At 72.2% G+C, this 15,458-nt stretch carries 14 protein-coding genes; 9 read left to right on the top strand and 5 right to left on the bottom strand.

All coding sequences use genetic code 11. The annotated features are described in order from the left end of the window. Positions 1-24: 24 nt before the first annotated feature. Both radA and CKY47_RS05355 read right to left on the bottom strand, forming a co-directional pair. Positions 25-1,389, bottom strand: a complete 1,365-nt coding sequence (radA, locus tag CKY47_RS05360; protein WP_306744461.1) for a DNA repair protein RadA — start codon at positions 1,387-1,389, stop codon at positions 25-27. Between the two features lie 212 nt (positions 1,390-1,601). Beyond that, complete coding sequence (locus CKY47_RS05355) at positions 1,602-2,405, bottom strand: copper chaperone PCu(A)C domain-containing protein (protein ID WP_306744460.1); 804 nt, start codon at positions 2,403-2,405, stop codon at positions 1,602-1,604. Between the two features lie 287 nt (positions 2,406-2,692). On the opposite strand from CKY47_RS05355, the gene CKY47_RS05350 reads away from it, so the two are divergent. The 9 genes from CKY47_RS05350 (at position 2,693) to CKY47_RS05310 (ending at position 12,413) form a co-directional block, all read left to right on the top strand. Next, entirely contained in the window at positions 2,693-3,181 is a 489-nt protein-coding gene (locus tag CKY47_RS05350) for a CarD family transcriptional regulator (protein WP_065915127.1), read from the top strand. A 30-nt stretch (positions 3,182-3,211) separates the two neighbouring features. Continuing rightward, complete coding sequence (gene ispD / locus CKY47_RS05345) at positions 3,212-3,913, top strand: 2-C-methyl-D-erythritol 4-phosphate cytidylyltransferase (RefSeq protein WP_306744459.1); 702 nt, start codon at positions 3,212-3,214, stop codon at positions 3,911-3,913. Next, entirely contained in the window at positions 3,910-4,383 is a 474-nt protein-coding gene (gene ispF / locus CKY47_RS05340) for a 2-C-methyl-D-erythritol 2,4-cyclodiphosphate synthase (protein ID WP_306744458.1), read from the top strand. The genes ispD and ispF overlap by 4 nt, the downstream gene beginning before the upstream one ends. A gap of 180 nt (positions 4,384-4,563) precedes the next feature. Beyond that, complete coding sequence (locus CKY47_RS05335; RefSeq protein WP_306744457.1) at positions 4,564-5,175, top strand: HAD family hydrolase; 612 nt, start codon at positions 4,564-4,566, stop codon at positions 5,173-5,175. 45 nt (positions 5,176-5,220) lie between these two features. Continuing rightward, positions 5,221-6,615, top strand: coding sequence for a cysteine--tRNA ligase (gene cysS, locus CKY47_RS05330; protein ID WP_306744456.1), 1,395 nt, complete (start codon positions 5,221-5,223; stop codon positions 6,613-6,615). A 4-nt stretch (positions 6,616-6,619) separates the two neighbouring features. Then, entirely contained in the window at positions 6,620-7,588 is a 969-nt protein-coding gene (gene rlmB / locus CKY47_RS05325; protein ID WP_306744455.1) for a 23S rRNA (guanosine(2251)-2'-O)-methyltransferase RlmB, read from the top strand. A 120-nt stretch (positions 7,589-7,708) separates the two neighbouring features. Next, positions 7,709-9,130 carry an MBOAT family O-acyltransferase gene (locus CKY47_RS05320; protein WP_306744454.1) on the top strand — a complete coding sequence of 474 codons (1,422 nt, stop codon included), beginning with the start codon at positions 7,709-7,711 and terminating at the stop codon, positions 9,128-9,130. Positions 9,131-9,491: 361 nt separating this feature from the next. Beyond that, on the top strand, positions 9,492-10,715 hold the full coding sequence (locus CKY47_RS05315; RefSeq protein ID WP_306744453.1) for an MFS transporter: 1,224 nt from the start codon (positions 9,492-9,494) through the stop codon (positions 10,713-10,715). A 237-nt stretch (positions 10,716-10,952) separates the two neighbouring features. Continuing rightward, a complete protein-coding gene (locus CKY47_RS05310) occupies positions 10,953-12,413 on the top strand; it encodes a sensor domain-containing diguanylate cyclase (RefSeq protein WP_306744452.1) in 1,461 nt (486 codons plus the stop codon). Between the two features lie 219 nt (positions 12,414-12,632). On the opposite strand, the gene CKY47_RS05305 is transcribed toward CKY47_RS05310, so the two are convergent. From CKY47_RS05305 to CKY47_RS05295, 3 genes are read right to left on the bottom strand one after another with little or no spacing between them, the layout of a single operon-like run. Next, positions 12,633-13,469, bottom strand: coding sequence for a metal ABC transporter permease (locus CKY47_RS05305; RefSeq protein WP_306744451.1), 837 nt, complete (start codon positions 13,467-13,469; stop codon positions 12,633-12,635). After that, positions 13,469-14,296 (bottom strand): metal ABC transporter ATP-binding protein, encoded by an 828-nt coding sequence (locus tag CKY47_RS05300; protein ID WP_306744450.1) that lies wholly within the window; start codon positions 14,294-14,296, stop codon positions 13,469-13,471. The genes CKY47_RS05305 and CKY47_RS05300 overlap by 1 nt, the downstream gene beginning before the upstream one ends. Continuing rightward, positions 14,293-15,336: a metal ABC transporter solute-binding protein, Zn/Mn family gene (locus CKY47_RS05295; protein ID WP_306744449.1), complete on the bottom strand. Its 1,044-nt coding sequence runs from the start codon at positions 15,334-15,336 to the stop codon at positions 14,293-14,295. The genes CKY47_RS05300 and CKY47_RS05295 overlap by 4 nt, the downstream gene beginning before the upstream one ends. Positions 15,337-15,458: the final 122 nt, after the last annotated feature.

The raw sequence follows: 15,458 nt of genomic DNA, 5'->3' as shown, positions 1-15,458 counted from the left end.
CCACCGCCCGGTGGGGGCCGTTCGTCACTTCTTGAGCTTGAGCAGCTGGAGGGCCTCGAACAGGTCGTTGGCGACCAGGGCGCGGGTCTCCGGGGGCAGCTTCCCGGCGTCCGGCGGCACCAGGGCCTTGGTGTAGCCGAGCCGGGCCGCCTCGCTGAGCCTGCGACCGACGCCGTTGACGCGGCGCAGCTCGCCGGACAGGCCGACCTCGCCCACGACGACCAGGTCGTGCGGCAGCGGGACGTCGATGGCGGCCGAGGCGACCGCCAACGCCACCGCGAGGTCCACGGCGGGCTCGGTGAGCCGCATGCCGCCGACCGTCGCGGTGAACACGTCCTTGTTGCCGAGCGCGACCTTGCCGCGCTTCTCCAGCACCGCGAGGACCATCGCCAGGCGGGCCGAGTCCAGCCCGCTCACCGCGCGCCGGGGCGCGGGCAGGGCGGTGGGCGCCACCAGCGCCTGCACCTCGCCCAGCATCGGCCGCTTGCCCTCCACCACCACGGTGACCGCGGTGCCGGACACCGCCTGCTCGCGCCGGTTCAGGAACAGCCCGGACGGGTCGGGCACGCCCACGATGCCGTCGTCGCGCAGCTCGAAGCAGCCCACCTCGTCGGCCGCGCCGTACCGGTTCTTGATGCCGCGCAGCAGCCGCAGCGAGGAGTGCCGGTCACCCTCGAACTGGAGCACCACGTCCACCAGGTGCTCCAGGACGCGCGGACCGGCGACCGAGCCCTCCTTCGTGACGTGGCCCACCAGCACGATCGGCAGGTTGCGCTCCTTGGCCACCGCGATCAGGCCGGACGTGACGGCGCGGACCTGGCTGACGCCGCCCGGCGTGCCGTCCACGCTCGGGGAGGACATCGTCTGCACGGAGTCGACGATCAGCATGCCCGGTTTGACCGCGTCGACCTGCCCGAGGACGGCGGAGATGTCGCTCTCGGCGGCCAGGTAGATCTCCTCGTGGAGGTTCCCGGTCCGGTCGGCGCGCAGCCGCACCTGACCGGCCGACTCCTCACCGGTGACGTAGAGGCACCGGCTGCCCGAGGACGCCCACTGGTGCGCGACCTCCAGCAGCAGCGTCGACTTGCCGACCCCGGGTTCACCCGCGAGGAGGACGACCGCGCCCGGCACGAGACCGCCGCCGAGCACCCGGTCGAGCTCCCCGACGCCGGTCGGGACGGCGCGGGCGGACTCGACGTCGACCTGCGCGATGGGCCGGGCCGCGCTGCTGGGCGTGCCGGCGAGGAAGCGCGCGGGAGCCGGGGCGCCCCGCTCCTCGACCGTGCCCCAGGCCTGGCACTCGGGGCAGCGGCCGACCCACTTCGCCACCTCGTGCCCGCACTCGGCGCACCGGTAGGTGGGCTTGGCCGCACGCACTGTCTTCGCCACGGTGAGGCAGGCTAGCCGCCGCCCCCGACAGGGTCGCCCGGCACACCGGTTGTCCACAGCCGCGCGGCCGACGACCCGGGGTCGTCGGTGTCCGCCGGCGGAATCGACCACAGGGGTCCCCCTGGACGGGGGACCCCTGTGGACGTCGGATGCTCGCGGCTCGCGGCCGGAGGCTCCACCCGAACGGGTGGCGAACCGCCGTCAGCGCCGGTTCAGTGCCCGGACGGCGCGTCCTCGCGCGGCTCGGAGGTCGCGCCGATCGGCAGCTCCAGCGTCACCTCGCCCGCCTTCTCGAACAGGAACGTGACCCGGATCGTCTCGCCCGGCCGCAGGGTCTTCTTCAGGTTCTTCAGCACGATCCTGACCTGCCCCGGCTCGACCGGCTCGGCCGACGACGGGTTCTTGCCCGAGGTCGTCGGCGGGTTCGAGATCGAGGTGTTGCCGCCCGTCGTGGTGGTGACCGACGGGTCGGGCGTGGGCGAACCGGTCGTGGTCGTGGCGGAACCGGACGCGGAACCGGTGGACGACGCGGAACCGGTCGTCGAGACCGAGCCCGACGACGGGGCCGACGAACCGGAGGTCGGGCTCACCGACGAGGAGGTCGGCTTCACCGAGGACGTCTCGCCGTCGCCGGCGGTGCCGGGGTCGCCACCGCCCAGGATGGACGAGCCGGGCTCCAGCTCGACGTCGCCCTCGATCTGCGCCGGGTCGGCGGACTCGCTGGTCACGGCCAGCAGCCTGTCCGCCTCGGTGCCGTTGTTGGCGATCACGACCACGATCTGGGCGTCGTCGCCCTCCTCGTACGCGCCGTGCTCGGCGGGGAACAGGAACTGCGCGTCCCGGACGGTGATCACGCCCGCCTGGCCGCTGGCCCCGTTCACCGCGGCGACCTGCTGGTCGGTCTGGGTGATCTGCCCCGCGCCGCAGCCTGCGGCGAACAGACCGAGTCCCGTCGCCAGCGCGGCCACGACGGCCAGGCGGCGAGGCGCTGCGGACTTCTGGTGTGCGCGACCCACGGCTGCTCGATCCCTCCCGATGTGCTGACAGGCAGGGTCGTCCCCGGTGACAACGGGTCCGACACCGTTGAGGAGCCTAACGGGGACCCGCCGACTCGGCGGCACGTGGTACCTCGCAGGCCGTCGCCCCCGTCCACAGTGGAGCAAGATCGACCTCGGCCGTTGCACGCACCGGGGTGGTTTGTCAACCCCCTCGCGGCCCTGACCAGCGCTAACCGATCTCCGGACGCCGATGAGGGGATTGCCCGTCGTGTTAGGATGGGGTTAGCGAAAGGGGCAGAGGACACATGGTTTTCAAGGTCGGAGAGACCGTCGTCTACCCGCACCACGGTGCCGCCCTCATCGAAGCGATCGAGACCCGTGTGATCAAGGGCGAGGAGAAGAAGTACCTCGTCCTCAAGGTCGCCCAGGGCGACCTCACGGTTCGCGTCCCCGCCGACAACGCCGAGATCGTGGGCGTGCGTGACGTCGTCGGCCAGGAGGGTCTCGACAGGGTCTTCGAGGTCTTGCGTGCTCCCCACACGGAGGAGCCGACCAACTGGTCGCGGCGGTACAAGGCCAACCTGGAGAAGCTCGCGTCCGGTGACGTGAACAAGGTGGCCGAAGTGGTGCGCGACCTCTGGCGGCGCGAGAAGGATCGCGGACTGTCCGCTGGTGAGAAGCGGATGCTGGCGAAGGCTCGACAGATACTGGTTAGCGAACTGGCGCTGGCCGAGGGCACCGACGAGGACAAGGCCGAGGTCCTCCTCGACGAAGTCCTCGCCACCGCTTCCTGACCGGCGGACCCGCACACGGACACCGCGAACATGGGTGTTGTCGCGCTCGTGCCCGCGGCGGGCCGGGGTGAGCGGCTGGGCTACGGGATGCCCAAGGCGCTCGTGCCGGTCGACGGCGTTCCGCTGCTGGTACGTGCCGTGCGCGGCCTCCTGGAGGCCGGCGTGCGGCACGTCGTGATCGCCGCTCCTCCGTCCGATGTGGCCACTGTGAACACCGTCACCGCCCCGTTGGCCCAGGCCGGCGGGGCGGTGCACGTGCTTCCGGGGGGCGCCGAGCGCTCGGACTCGGTGCGCCTCGCGCTGGAGCACGCGGTGCGCGAGATCCCCGGCACCACGATCGTGCTGGTCCACGACGCGGCCCGCGCGTTCACCCCTCCCGAGGTGGTCAGGGCCGTGATCGACGCCGTCGCGGCCGGGCACCCGGCGGTCATCCCGGTGTTGCCGGTCACCGACACGGTGAAGCGGGTCGACCCGGAAGGTGTCGTCATCGACACACCCGATCGGGCGTCGTTGCGCGTGGTGCAGACCCCGCAGGGCTTCGACGCGGCCGTGCTGCTGCGCGCGCACGGGTCGGGCCTGCACGCGACCGACGACGCGGGCCTGGTGGAGCGGATGGGTGTGCCGGTCGTCACGGTCCCCGGTCACCAGGACGCCATGAAGATCACCACGAAGTTCGACCTGGCGGTGGCCGAGGCGCTGCTGGTCGGGTCGGCGGCACGAGGAGCGCAGTGATCCCGAGGGTCGGCATCGGCACCGACGTGCACCAGGTCGAGGCCGGGCGGGAGTGCTGGCTGGTGGGCCTGCGCTGGGACGGCGAGGACGGTTGCGCCGGGCACTCGGACGGCGACGTGGCCGCGCACGCCCTGTGCGACGCGCTGCTGTCGGCGGCGGGTCTGGGCGACCTGGGCGCGGTGTTCGGCACGAGCGACCCCCGGTGGGCCGGGCGGCACGGCGTGGACTTCCTGGCCGAGGCGCGGCGCCTGGTCGAGGAGGCCGGTTACCGGGTCGGCAACGCCGCCGTGCAGGTCATCGGCAACGCGCCGAAGGTCGGCAAGCGCCGGGACGAGGCCCAGCGGGTCCTGTCCGGTGCCGTGGGCGGTCCCGTCTCGGTCAGCGGGACGACGACGGACGGCCTGGGCCTGACCGGGCGCGGCGAGGGCATCGCCGCCGTCGCGACGGCCCTGCTCGTGCCGCTGTCCTGACGCCGCTGCCCTGACGCGTCGGCCCGGGGTCGTGTCGGATCACCCCCACCGGCGCGGTCCGGGTCGTGCGGCTCGCGCCGACGAAGGCCACCGGCGACGCCGCCCGAGCGGTCCGTGACCCTGGTCTCCGTTCGTGTTCGAGTCGAGACCTCCGAGGTCCAGACCAGTAGCGTCTCACCGGTGACGATCCGCGCCGTCCTCTTCGACTTCTCCGGCACGCTGTTCCGGCTGGAGCACGACTCGCTGGCCGCGCACGCCGAGCTGATGCGCGCGCTCACCGCACCCGTCGGCGTCGCCGAGGGGCTCGACATCCCCCTCGACGAGTGGGAGCGGCGCGACCTGGACCCGGTCGCCCACCGGGAGATGCACCTGGCCGTGCTGGCCAAGGCCGGCGCGCCGGACCCTGCGACGTTCTACGAGAACCTGTGCAGCCCGCCGTTCTGGCAGCCCTACCCGGACACCGCGCAAGCGCTTGGCACCGAGCTGCCGACGGCCGTCGTCAGCAACATCGCCTGGGACGTCCGGGCCGTCTTCGCCCGCCACGGCGTCGACACCCGCGTGGACGAGTACGTGCTCTCGTACCAGGAGGGCTTCGCCAAGCCGGACGCCAAGCTGTTCCGCATCGCCTGCGACCGGCTTGGTGTGCACCCGTCGGAGGTGTTGATGGTCGGCGACAGCCCCGAGGCGGACGGGGGCGCGGCGGCGATCGGCTGCGTCGTCGAGATCGTCGACCCGCTGCCCACGGCCGCTCGGCCGGACGGCCTCCTGCAGGTGCTCCGCAAGCACATCTGACCGGTCGATTCAACCCCCTCTGGTCAACGCCCGTACCATTCCGGTGTGAGCCTCCACCTCTTCGACACCGCGACCCGGTCCATGCGGGAGTTCGTCCCGCAGGTCAGCGGAACGGCGTCGATCTACGTCTGTGGGGCCACCGTGCAGGGCGTTCCGCACATCGGGCACGTGCGCAGCGGCCTGAACTTCGACGTGCTGCGCCGCTGGCTGGGCCGCGACGGCTCGACCGTGCACCTCGTGCGCAACGTCACCGACGTCGACGACAAGATCCTCACCAAGGCCGCCGAGCACGGCAGGCAGTGGTGGGACTGGGCGTACGAGCACGAGCGGGCGTTCGACGCCGCGTACGACGCGCTGGGCTGCCTGCCGCCGTCGGCCTCGCCGCGCGCGACGGGCCACGTCACGCAGATGGTCGACCTGATGGAGCGGCTGATCGGGAAGGGTCATGCGTACGCCGCCGACGGCGACGTGTACTTCTCGGTGACCTCGTTCCCCGAGTACGGGGCGCTGTCCGGGCAGAAGCTCGCGGACGTGCAGCAGGGCGAGACCGCGGCCACGGGCAAGCGCGACCCGCGCGACTTCACGCTGTGGAAGGCCGCGAAGCCGGGTGAGCCGTCGTGGCCGACGCCGTGGGGCGCGGGACGTCCGGGCTGGCACCTGGAGTGCTCGGCGATGGCGACCGCCTACCTGGGGTCGTCGTTCGACATCCACGGCGGTGGCATCGACCTGATCTTCCCGCACCACGAGAACGAGCAGGCGCAGTCGCGGGCGGCGGGCGACCACTTCGCCGAGTACTGGATGCACAACGCCTGGGTGACGCTGTCCGGCGAGAAGATGTCGAAGTCGCTGGGCAACACCGTGACCATCCCGGCGATGCTGGAGCGGGTGCGCGCGCCCGAGCTGCGCTACTACCTGGTCGGCCCGCACTACCGGTCGACGATCGAGTACTCCCCCGAGGCGCTGGACGAGTCGGTGTCCGCCTACCGGCGGATCGAGTCGTTCCTGCGGCGCGTGGTCGAGCGGACCGGCGCGGTGGAGGACGACGGCGCGCTGTCGCAGACCTTCGTCGCGTCGATGGACGACGACATGGGCACGCCGGGCGCGCTGGCCGCGATCCACCGGCGGGTGCGCGAGGGCAACACCGCCCTGGAGTCCGGGGACGACCCGGGCGCGCGCGCCGCGGCGGCGTCCGTGCGGGCGATGACCGGCCTGCTCGGGCTGGACCCGCTCTCGGAGCGGTGGCACGACGCGGCGTCGGGTGGCGGCGCGGGCCGGCAGGCGCTGGGCGTGCTGGTGGAGCGGCTGCTGGAAGAGCGGCAGCAGGCCCGCGAGGACCGGGACTTCGCACGGGCCGATGCCCTGCGCGACAGCCTGGTCCTGGCCGGGATCGCCGTCGAGGACACCCCCGACGGTCCGATGTGGACTTTGAAGGACGACTGAGCTCGTGGCTGGTAACTCCAAGCGCCGTGGCGCTATGCGCAACCCCGGTTCCAAGAAGGGCGCGGTCGTCGGTTCCGGCGGGCAGAAGTCCAAGGGCCTGCAGGGCAAGGGGCCGACGCCGAAGGCGGCCGAACGACCCAACCACCCCGCGTACAAGCGGGCGAACGCGACCGCGAAGGTCGAGCAGCAGCGCGCGCAGCGCCGCCGGGCCGCCGAGACCGGGCCGGAGACCGTCGCCGGGCGCAACCCCGTGGTGGAGTGCCTGCGCGCGGGCATCCCGGCGACGGCGCTGTACGTGGCGCTGGGCATCGACGCGGACGACCGGGTCGCCGAGGCGGTGCAGCTGGCGGCGTCGCGGGGCATCTCCGTGCTGGAGGTGCAGCGCGGCGAGCTGGACCGCATCACGGGCGGCGCGATGCACCAGGGCCTCGGGCTCCAGGTGCCGCCGTACGAGTACGCCGAGCCGCGCGACCTGCTCAGGATCGCGACCGAGTCGGGCAACCCGCCGCTGCTGGTGGCGCTCGACGGCGTGACGGACCCGCGCAACCTGGGCGCCGTGGTGCGCTCGGCGGCGGCGTTCGGGGCGCACGGGGTCGTGCTGCCGCAGCGCCGTTCGGCGGGCATCACGGCGGTGGCGTGGCGGACCAGCGCGGGCACGGCGGCGCGGATGCCGATCGCGGTGGCGACCAACCTGACCCGCCAGCTCAAGGAATGGGCAGAGGCGGGGCTCATGGTCGTGGGCCTGGACGCGGACGGCGACGTGGACGTGGACGGCCTGGAGCTGGCGACCGGCCCGCTCGTCGTGGTGGTCGGCTCGGAGGGCCGCGGCCTGTCCCGGCTGGTGCGCGAGACGTGCGACCAGACCGTGTCGATCCCGATGTCGGCGGGCGTGGAGTCCCTCAACGCCTCGGTGGCGGCCGGCGTGGTCCTGGCCGAGATCGCCCGCCGCCGCCGCGTGGAAGCCCGGATCTGACCCGAACCGGCCCCGGACGCGGAACTCACCACCCCCGGGAGTTCCGCGTCCGGGAATGTGGTGTGAGTTCGTCGCGGTTCCGGGTCGGGCGGCGGGGCGGGCCGGTTAAAGTCTGCGGCGATGTCCTTCGCCACGCCCCTCTTCCTGTGGTTCTTCCTCCCGGTCGTGCTCGCGGCCGTCCTCGTCGCACCCGGACGCAGGCGGAACGTCGTGGTCGCCGTGGCGAGCCTGCTGTTCTACGCCTCCGGCGCGGGCGGCACGACGCTGCTGCTCCTCGGCTGCATGGTCGCCAACTACCTGGCGGGCCGGCGGCTGGAGCCGGACAGCCCCGGTGACCGGCGGCTCGTGCTGGTCGGCACGATCGCGCTGAACCTGGGCGTGCTGCTGGTGTGGAAGTACGCGGGGTTCGCCACGCAGCAGCTGCACGACATCGCCGAGGTGGTGGGCGCGGACCTGCCGGTGCTGGAGCTGGCGCTGCCGATCGGCATCTCGTTCTACACGTTCCACCACATCTCGTACGTCGTGGACGTGTACCGGGGCGAGCGGCCCGCGCTGCGCGACCCCGTCTCGTTCGTCACCTACATCGCGATGTTCCCGCAGCTGGTGGCCGGCCCGATCGTGCGGTTCCGGGAGATCGCCGACCAGCTGCCGCAGGAGCGCACCCACCGCTGGGACGACGTGGCCGCGGGGTTCCCCCGGTTCGCGCTCGGCCTGTGCAAGAAGGTGATCATCGCCGACTCGCTGGCGCCGGTGGTCGACGCCTGCTTCGCCACCCCATCGGACGAGATGACGACGGCCGTCGCGTGGCTCGGCGCCGTCGCCTACACCCTCCAGCTGTACTTCGACTTCTCCGGCTACTCCGACATGGCGATCGGCCTGGGTCGGATGCTCGGCTTCCGGCTGCCGGAGAACTTCGCCCGCCCCTACTCGTCGGTCACCGCGACCGAGTTCTGGCGGCGCTGGCACATGTCGCTGTCGCGCTGGTTCCGCGACTACGTCTACATCCCGCTGGGCGGCAACCGCGGCGGCGTGCTGCGGACCTACCGGAACCTGACGATCGTTTTCGTCCTCACCGGTTTCTGGCACGGGGCGAACTGGACGTTCCTCGTGTGGGGTTTGTTCCACGGCGCGCTGCTCGTCGTCGAACGCCGTTTCGGGTGGGAATCGGCTCCCGTCACTACGCGTACCCGAATTGCCCGACGCGTCCTCACCATGTTGCTGGTGGTAATCGGGTGGGTGTTCTTCCGGTCGCCGGACCTGGGTACCGCGTTCACAATGCTCGGCCACATGATGTTGCCGGATTTCAGCGGGTTGACCGAAGCGGTGGGCGCCGCGGCGACCAATCAGCGCATTGTCCTGCTGCTCGTCGCACTGGCCGTCGTGGCCCTGCCGGACCACCCCGTGACCGGCCCCTACCTGGAGTCCTCCCGCGCGAAGGTGGCCACGGCGGCCCGCGTGTCGTTGATGACGGCCGGCGTCGGGTACGCGGCGATCCTCGTCGCGAGCGGTACGTTCAGCCCGTTCCTCTACTACCAGTTCTGAAGATCGACAAGCCGCGCGGTTTCGCCCATTGACGCACGGTCGGCCCGGCGCGGACGACGCGACCGCGGGCACGTGCTCCACCGGTCGGCCCAGCGGAACCGACCCCATTGGGGGCTCCGTTCGACGTAGGGTAGGCGAGTATTGCTCACGCCGGGTCACCTACCGTCAACTGTGAAGAACAAGTAGCCGGTTTTCCGCCTCCACAACTACTTTATGTAACCGACCTGCTCCGTTCGGGTACACAGTGTGGTAGGACAGAGATTGTAGATCCGGCAGCTTCTACCGTGCTAACCGAGGGAATTGTTACTTCGGGTGGGGGTAACGTGACTCGCTCATCGGGGTCGACCGACCTGGAGGAGTTGTGACTTCCGGGGGAACACTCCGCGCGCTCGTGGGCAACCGCGAGTTCCGCGGCATGTGGATCGGCTCGACGGTGTCGACCGTGGGCGACCAGCTCGCCGCCGTGGCGCTGTCCCTGCTGGTCTTCGAGCGCACCCAGTCGGCCGCGTGGACCGCGCTGACGTGGTCGCTGACGCTCTTCCCGCCGCTCATCTCCGGCCCCCTGCTGGGCTGGGTCGCGGACCGCTTCCCGCGCCGCACGGTGATGGTGTGCTGCGCGTGGCTCCAAGCGGCGCTGATGGCGCTCATGGCCGTGCCCGGCATGCCGCTGTGGATCATGATCGTGCTGCTGGTCGTGGTGCTGATGATCTCCTCGCCGTTCCTCGCGGCGCAGGAGGCGAGCCTGCCGTCCGTGCTCTCCGACGAGCGCTACGACGACGGCGTGGCGCTGTTCGGCACGTCGGTGGACGTCGCGCAGATGGCCGGCCTGGCCGCGGCGGGCTTCCTGGTCACCGGCGCCGGCCCCAACGTCGCGCTGGGCATCAACGCGGTGACGTTCGTGTGGGTGGCGATCGTGGTGCAGCTCTCGGTGAAGCACCGACCGGCCGCCGACCCGCGGGGCGCGCATCGGGACCCCGAAGGTCCGCGCGGGGCGTTCGCGCTGCTGGTCACCGAGCCCCGGCTGCGCAGCCTGATGGGCATGCGCCTGCTGGCCGGGCTGGCGATGGTCCCCGAGGGCCTCGCCGTGCCGCTGGCGGCGAAGCTGGACGCCATCTGGGCGGTCGGCCTGATCCTGGCGATCGAGCCGGCGGCCAACGTGCTGGGGGTGGCCGTGCTGTTCCGGCTCGTGCGCGACCCCGCGAAGCGCGAGCGGCTGATCGGGCCGCTGGCCATCCTGTCGCTGGCCCCGCTGGTCATGTTCGCGCTGAACCCCAACCTGACCTGGACCATCGTGCTGCTGGTCATCGCCGGTATGGCGGGCGCGTACCACACGCCGGCGCGGTCGGCCTGGATGCGCATCCTGCCCGACGCGTACCGCGGGCGGGCGTACGGCATCGGCCGGGCGGCGCTGCGCTCCTCCCAGGGGGGCGGCATGGCCTTGGCCGGCGTGGTCGCGCACTCGATCGGATCGGTCACCGCGACCATCGCGGGCGCGGGCGGCATCGGGCTGCTGCTCGCCACCCAGGCGACCGTGGCCTGGCGGCGGGCGCGCTCCCGGCACGACCCGGAGGCGGTGGCGATCTGAAACGGAGCCATCACATATCGCGATTGTCAAACATGAAGGGCCCCTCGGCTGCGGCCCGCTAGCCAGCGGGCACGTACGGTGAACGTCCGGTCCGGATGGAGGGAAGGTGGTCTACATGTCGCGGTTGCGCATGGCGGACACCTCCTCGGAACGCGTCCCGGGCACCGACGCGCGGCTGCGGACGACGTCCACCGCGCGGTGCCGGGCAGAGGGCAGGGGGTCGTGGTGAAGAACAGTGTGACTGGCCAGAACCCGTCCCGGGCAGTCGGCTTCTCCTCGATCCGCAACTGGGACCTGTGGACGCTGCGGCCCGCCGCGCTCACCTACTTCTTCCTGGTCGAGTCGGCCGTGGCGGCCGTGTCGATCTGGCTGTTGACGAGCCTGGGCACCGTGTCGGACGCGGACTGGCTGCGGTTCGGCGCCGTCATGTTCGCGATCACCGTGCACCTCATGATCGTCCGCCGGGCCGAGGAGTCGCGCCGCAACGAGTCGGCGGGCCCGCACATCGACCTCACGTCCGTCTGGACGTTCGCGGCGGCCATCGCGCTGCCGGGCGCCCTCGCCGTGCTCGCCACGATCTGGATGCGCATCCTGATCCAGCCGATCGCGCGGCGACAGCCCCACCGGTTCGTGTTCTCCTCGGCGAGCATCCTGGGCGGCACGCTGCTGGCCTGGCTCGTCGTGCACCTGTCCGGCCTGTCGCTGCTGGCGACCGGGAGCATCCTGCCCGACCTGGGCCTCGTGCTCGTGCTGATCGTGGCCGCGGTGGTGAACTGGGGCGCGCAGGGCATGAACATCGCCGTCGCGCTGAAGATCGTCACCCCGCACACCCGCATCAAGGAGTTCCTGGGCTCGCGGGCCGACAACATGCTGGAGCTGTCCACGCTCGGCGCGGGCGCCATGCTCGGCATGCTGATGACCACGCACTGGATCGGTCCGCTGCTGCTGGTGTTCCCGGTCGTCCTGGTCAACTCGCTGCTCTACCGCGCCACCGAGCGCCGTGCGCACCTCGAACGGCTGCTGCGCGAGCAGGAGCAGCTCCAGGCGCGGCTGGCCGAGGACGCGCACACCGACTACCGGACGGGCCTGCTCAACACCAACGGCCTCGCCGAGTACGGGGCGCGGCTCGCCGAGCGCTGCCGGCGCGACTCGCAGCCGGTGACCGTGCTGGCCATCGACCTGGACCACTTCAAGCGCATCAACGACACGTGGGGCCACCCGGCGGGCAACGCGGTGCTGGCCGAGGTGGGCCGCATCCTGCGGGAGAAGCTGCGGCCGGGCGACGTGGCCGGGCGCGACGGCGGCGAGGAGTTCGTCGTGGTGCTCGCCGACACGGGCCTCGCCCAGGGCACGGCCATCGCCGAGCGGGTGCGCGAGGCGATCGGCGAGATGTCCGTCGTGACGACCGACAAGCACCGCAACACCGTGACGCTGCGCGGCCGCAACCTGCCGCTGACCGCCGACGGCCCGGACGTGCGCTCCATCTCGGCGTCCATCGGCGTGGCCGTGATGCCGGACAACGGCGACTGCCTGCTCGAGGCCCAGCACTGCGCCGACGCGGCGCTCTACACGGCCAAGGAGAACGGCCGCAACCAGGTCCGGGTGTCGGCGGGCGAGATCCGCGTGCTGCCCGCGCCGCGCCTGGACGGTGGCGTCGAGGAGGCCCGGGAGCAGGCCGAGGCCACCCGCTCCGCGTAAGCCCGTCCGGCCCGGCCCCGCTCCGTCCGGGCGTGTGGGACGTGCGTGCCCAGGACGTGCGTGCCCAGGACGTGCGTCATCGCCACCGCGGCGACGTCCGCGCTGCTCCGGTAACGCCCAGGACCGTCCCATGTGGCACTCGCTTCCGCGTGGCCCGGGAACGGGCCAGGGTGCCCCTGTGGAGTCTCACCTACCCCAGATCGGCGAACCCCAAACGTGTCACTGCACACGTTCCCCCGTCCGGCCCAGCAGCCGGCACACCAGGTAGATCAGGAACGACACCGCCGTGACGAACGCGCTCACCGGCACGCCCGGCGCGAGCGACAGCAGCATCCCGATCAGCACGGACGCCTCCGCGAAGACCACGGCCAGCACGGTCGCCCGCAGCGGGCTCGCCGTGACGCGCGCCGCCGCGGCGGCCGGGGTGATCATCAGCGACAGCACGAGCAGCGCGCCGACGACCTGCACGCTCAGGGCCGTCGCCACACCCACCAGCAGTGCGAACACGACGGCCAGGGTGCGCACCGGCACGCCGCGCGCGGTGGCCACGGCGGCGTCCACGCTCGCGAAGTGCAGCGGCCGGTAGATGAGCGCGAGCACGGCGAGGACCGCCACCGAGGCGCCGATGAGCAGCCACAGGTCCGTCGAGCCCACGCTCACGACCTGCCCGACGAGCAGGCCGAACTTGTTCGCCGCGCGCCCCTTGTAGAGGGCGAGGAACAGCACGCCCAGGCCGAGGCCGAACGCCAGGATCGCGCCGATCACCGAGTCGCGGTCGGAGTCGCGCCTGCTCAGCAGCCCCAGCAGCAGCGCGGCCACGACCGACCCGGCCAGCGCGCCGTACCCGACGCCGACGCCGAGCAGCAGGGCCGCCGCGCCGCCGGTGAACGCCAGCTCGCTCGTGCCGTGCACGGCGAACGCCATCTTGCGGGTGACGACCAGCGGCCCGAGGACGCCCGCCACCAGGCCCAGCACGGCGCCCGCGATCAACATCTGCCGCACGAAGTCGTAGCCCAGCAGCTCCGCCGTGAGCTGCCAGTCGAAGAAGTTCTCCATCAGTCCCCATCCACCACGTGGTGCGGTTCGTCCTCGCACACGTGCTGCGCGCCGACCACGTGGATCTGGTCGCGCACGCGGACCACCTCGACGTTCGTGCGGTACAGCCCGGTCAGGGTCCGGGAGGTCATCACCTCGGCGGGCGTGCCGATCCGGAACCGGCCGTCCACCAGGTACAGCACCCGGTCGACCAGCGGCAGGATCGGGTTGATCTCGTGCGTCACGAACAGCACGGCCGTGCCCGCCGACCGCCGCCGCGCGTCGATCAGGTCGCTGACCACGCGCTGGTGGGCGAGGTCGAGCGAGAGCAGCGGCTCGTCGCACAGCAGCACCTCGGGGTCGCCGACCAGCGCCTGCGCGACCCGCAGCCGCTGCTGCTCGCCGCCGGACAGCAGCCCGACCGGCTCGTCGGCGTACCGGGTCGCGCCGACGGCGGCCAGCGCCTCGTCGACCCGCCGCCGCCGCTCGCGCCTGCCGCGCAGGCCCAGGCCCCACTCGTGGCCGTCGAGGCCGAAGCCGACGAGGTCGCGCCCGCGCAGCGTCAGGGCGGTGTCGAGGGCGCGCTGCTGCGGGACGTACCCGATGCGCCGGTTGCCGCCCGCCACGCGCACGGTGCCGCCGCTGAGCGGCTGGAGGCCCAGGAGCACCCGGATGAGCGACGTCTTGCCCGAGCCGTTGGGGCCGAGGACGGCCACGAACTCGCCGGGCGCCACGTCGAGGTCGAGGCCGTCCCACAGCACCCGGTCCCCGTAGGACAGCCGCGCGCCGCGGAGGGAGACCGCGGCGCGCGTGTCCGTGAGCTGGGCCGTCCTGGCCGGAGGGGTCATGCGGCGAGCGCCCCCACCAGGGAGTCCACCTGCTTCGTCATCCAGTCAAGGTATCCGGTGGCGCCTTCGGGCAGCGTCTCGGTCACCTCGACGAGGGGCAGCCCGGCCTCGCCGGCCTTCGCCAGGACCTGGGCGGTGGCGGCGTTGGCGGTCTGCGCGTTGTTGACCACCGCGACGACCTGCTTCCGCTCGACCAGCGTCAGGACCTCGGCCAGGGCCGCGGCGGGCACGTCGCCCTCCTCCTCGACGGCATCGGCGAACGCCTCGGGCGTGGCGCTCTCGACGCCCGCGGTGTCGAGCAGGTAGTGGGCGACCGGCTCGGTCTCCAGCACCTTCTTGCCCGCGCCCTTGTCCTTGGCCTTCTCCTCCAGCGCGGTGACGCCGTCGGTGAAGGTCTTCGCGTTGGCCTCGAAGGAGGACTTCTTGTCGGGCGCGATGGCGGCGAGGTCGGCGGCGGCCTGGTCGGCGACCTCGCGGACGGTCTCGAAGTCGTACCAGACGTGCTCGTTCACGGCGTGGTCGTGGCCGTGGTCGTCCGCCGGCGCCTCGGACGCGTGCGCCTCTTCGGACGCGTGCGGCTCCTCGGACGCGTGCGGCTCCTCGGACGCGTGGGCCTCCTCGGACGCGTGGGCCTCCTCGGACGCGTGGGCCTCCTCGGACGCGTGCTCGTCGGCCTTGCCGGAGAGGGGGAACGCCTCGATCTTCTTCGCGCCCTCGGTCTCGGGGCCGAGCAGGGTGGCGAAGAAGTCGTCGTAGCCGCCGCCGTTGAAGATCACGAGCTGCGCGTCGCGCACGGCGGCCACGTCGGACGGCTTGGCCTCGTAGGAGTGGGGGTCGCCGGACGGGTCGTCGATGATCGAGGTGACCGCGACGTCGTCACCGCCGACGGCCGCCACGACGCTGCCCCACACGTTGGTGGAGGCGACGACCTTGATCTTGCCGTCGGAGGCGGCCGGGGTGTCCTGGCCACCGCCGCAGGCGGTCAGGGCGACGGCGGTCACGGCGGCCACCGCGCCGAGCATCGCGTTGCGGACGGTCATCAGAGCACTCCTCGACTGGGCACACGTACAGGCAATGGAAACCGTTGTCGAGTTCAGTTTAGAACGCTCCGCGACCAGCGGACCCACCGACCGGGTGTAGTTCACGACACAGGGGCCGCTCC

The sequence above is a fragment of the Saccharothrix longispora genome (assembly GCF_030852425.1).
In the GTDB taxonomy this organism is placed as follows: Bacteria; Actinomycetota; Actinomycetes; order Mycobacteriales; family Pseudonocardiaceae; genus Actinosynnema; species Actinosynnema longispora.
Note: the sequence above shows the minus strand (reverse complement) of the source record. Positions and strands in the feature narration are given on the sequence as shown.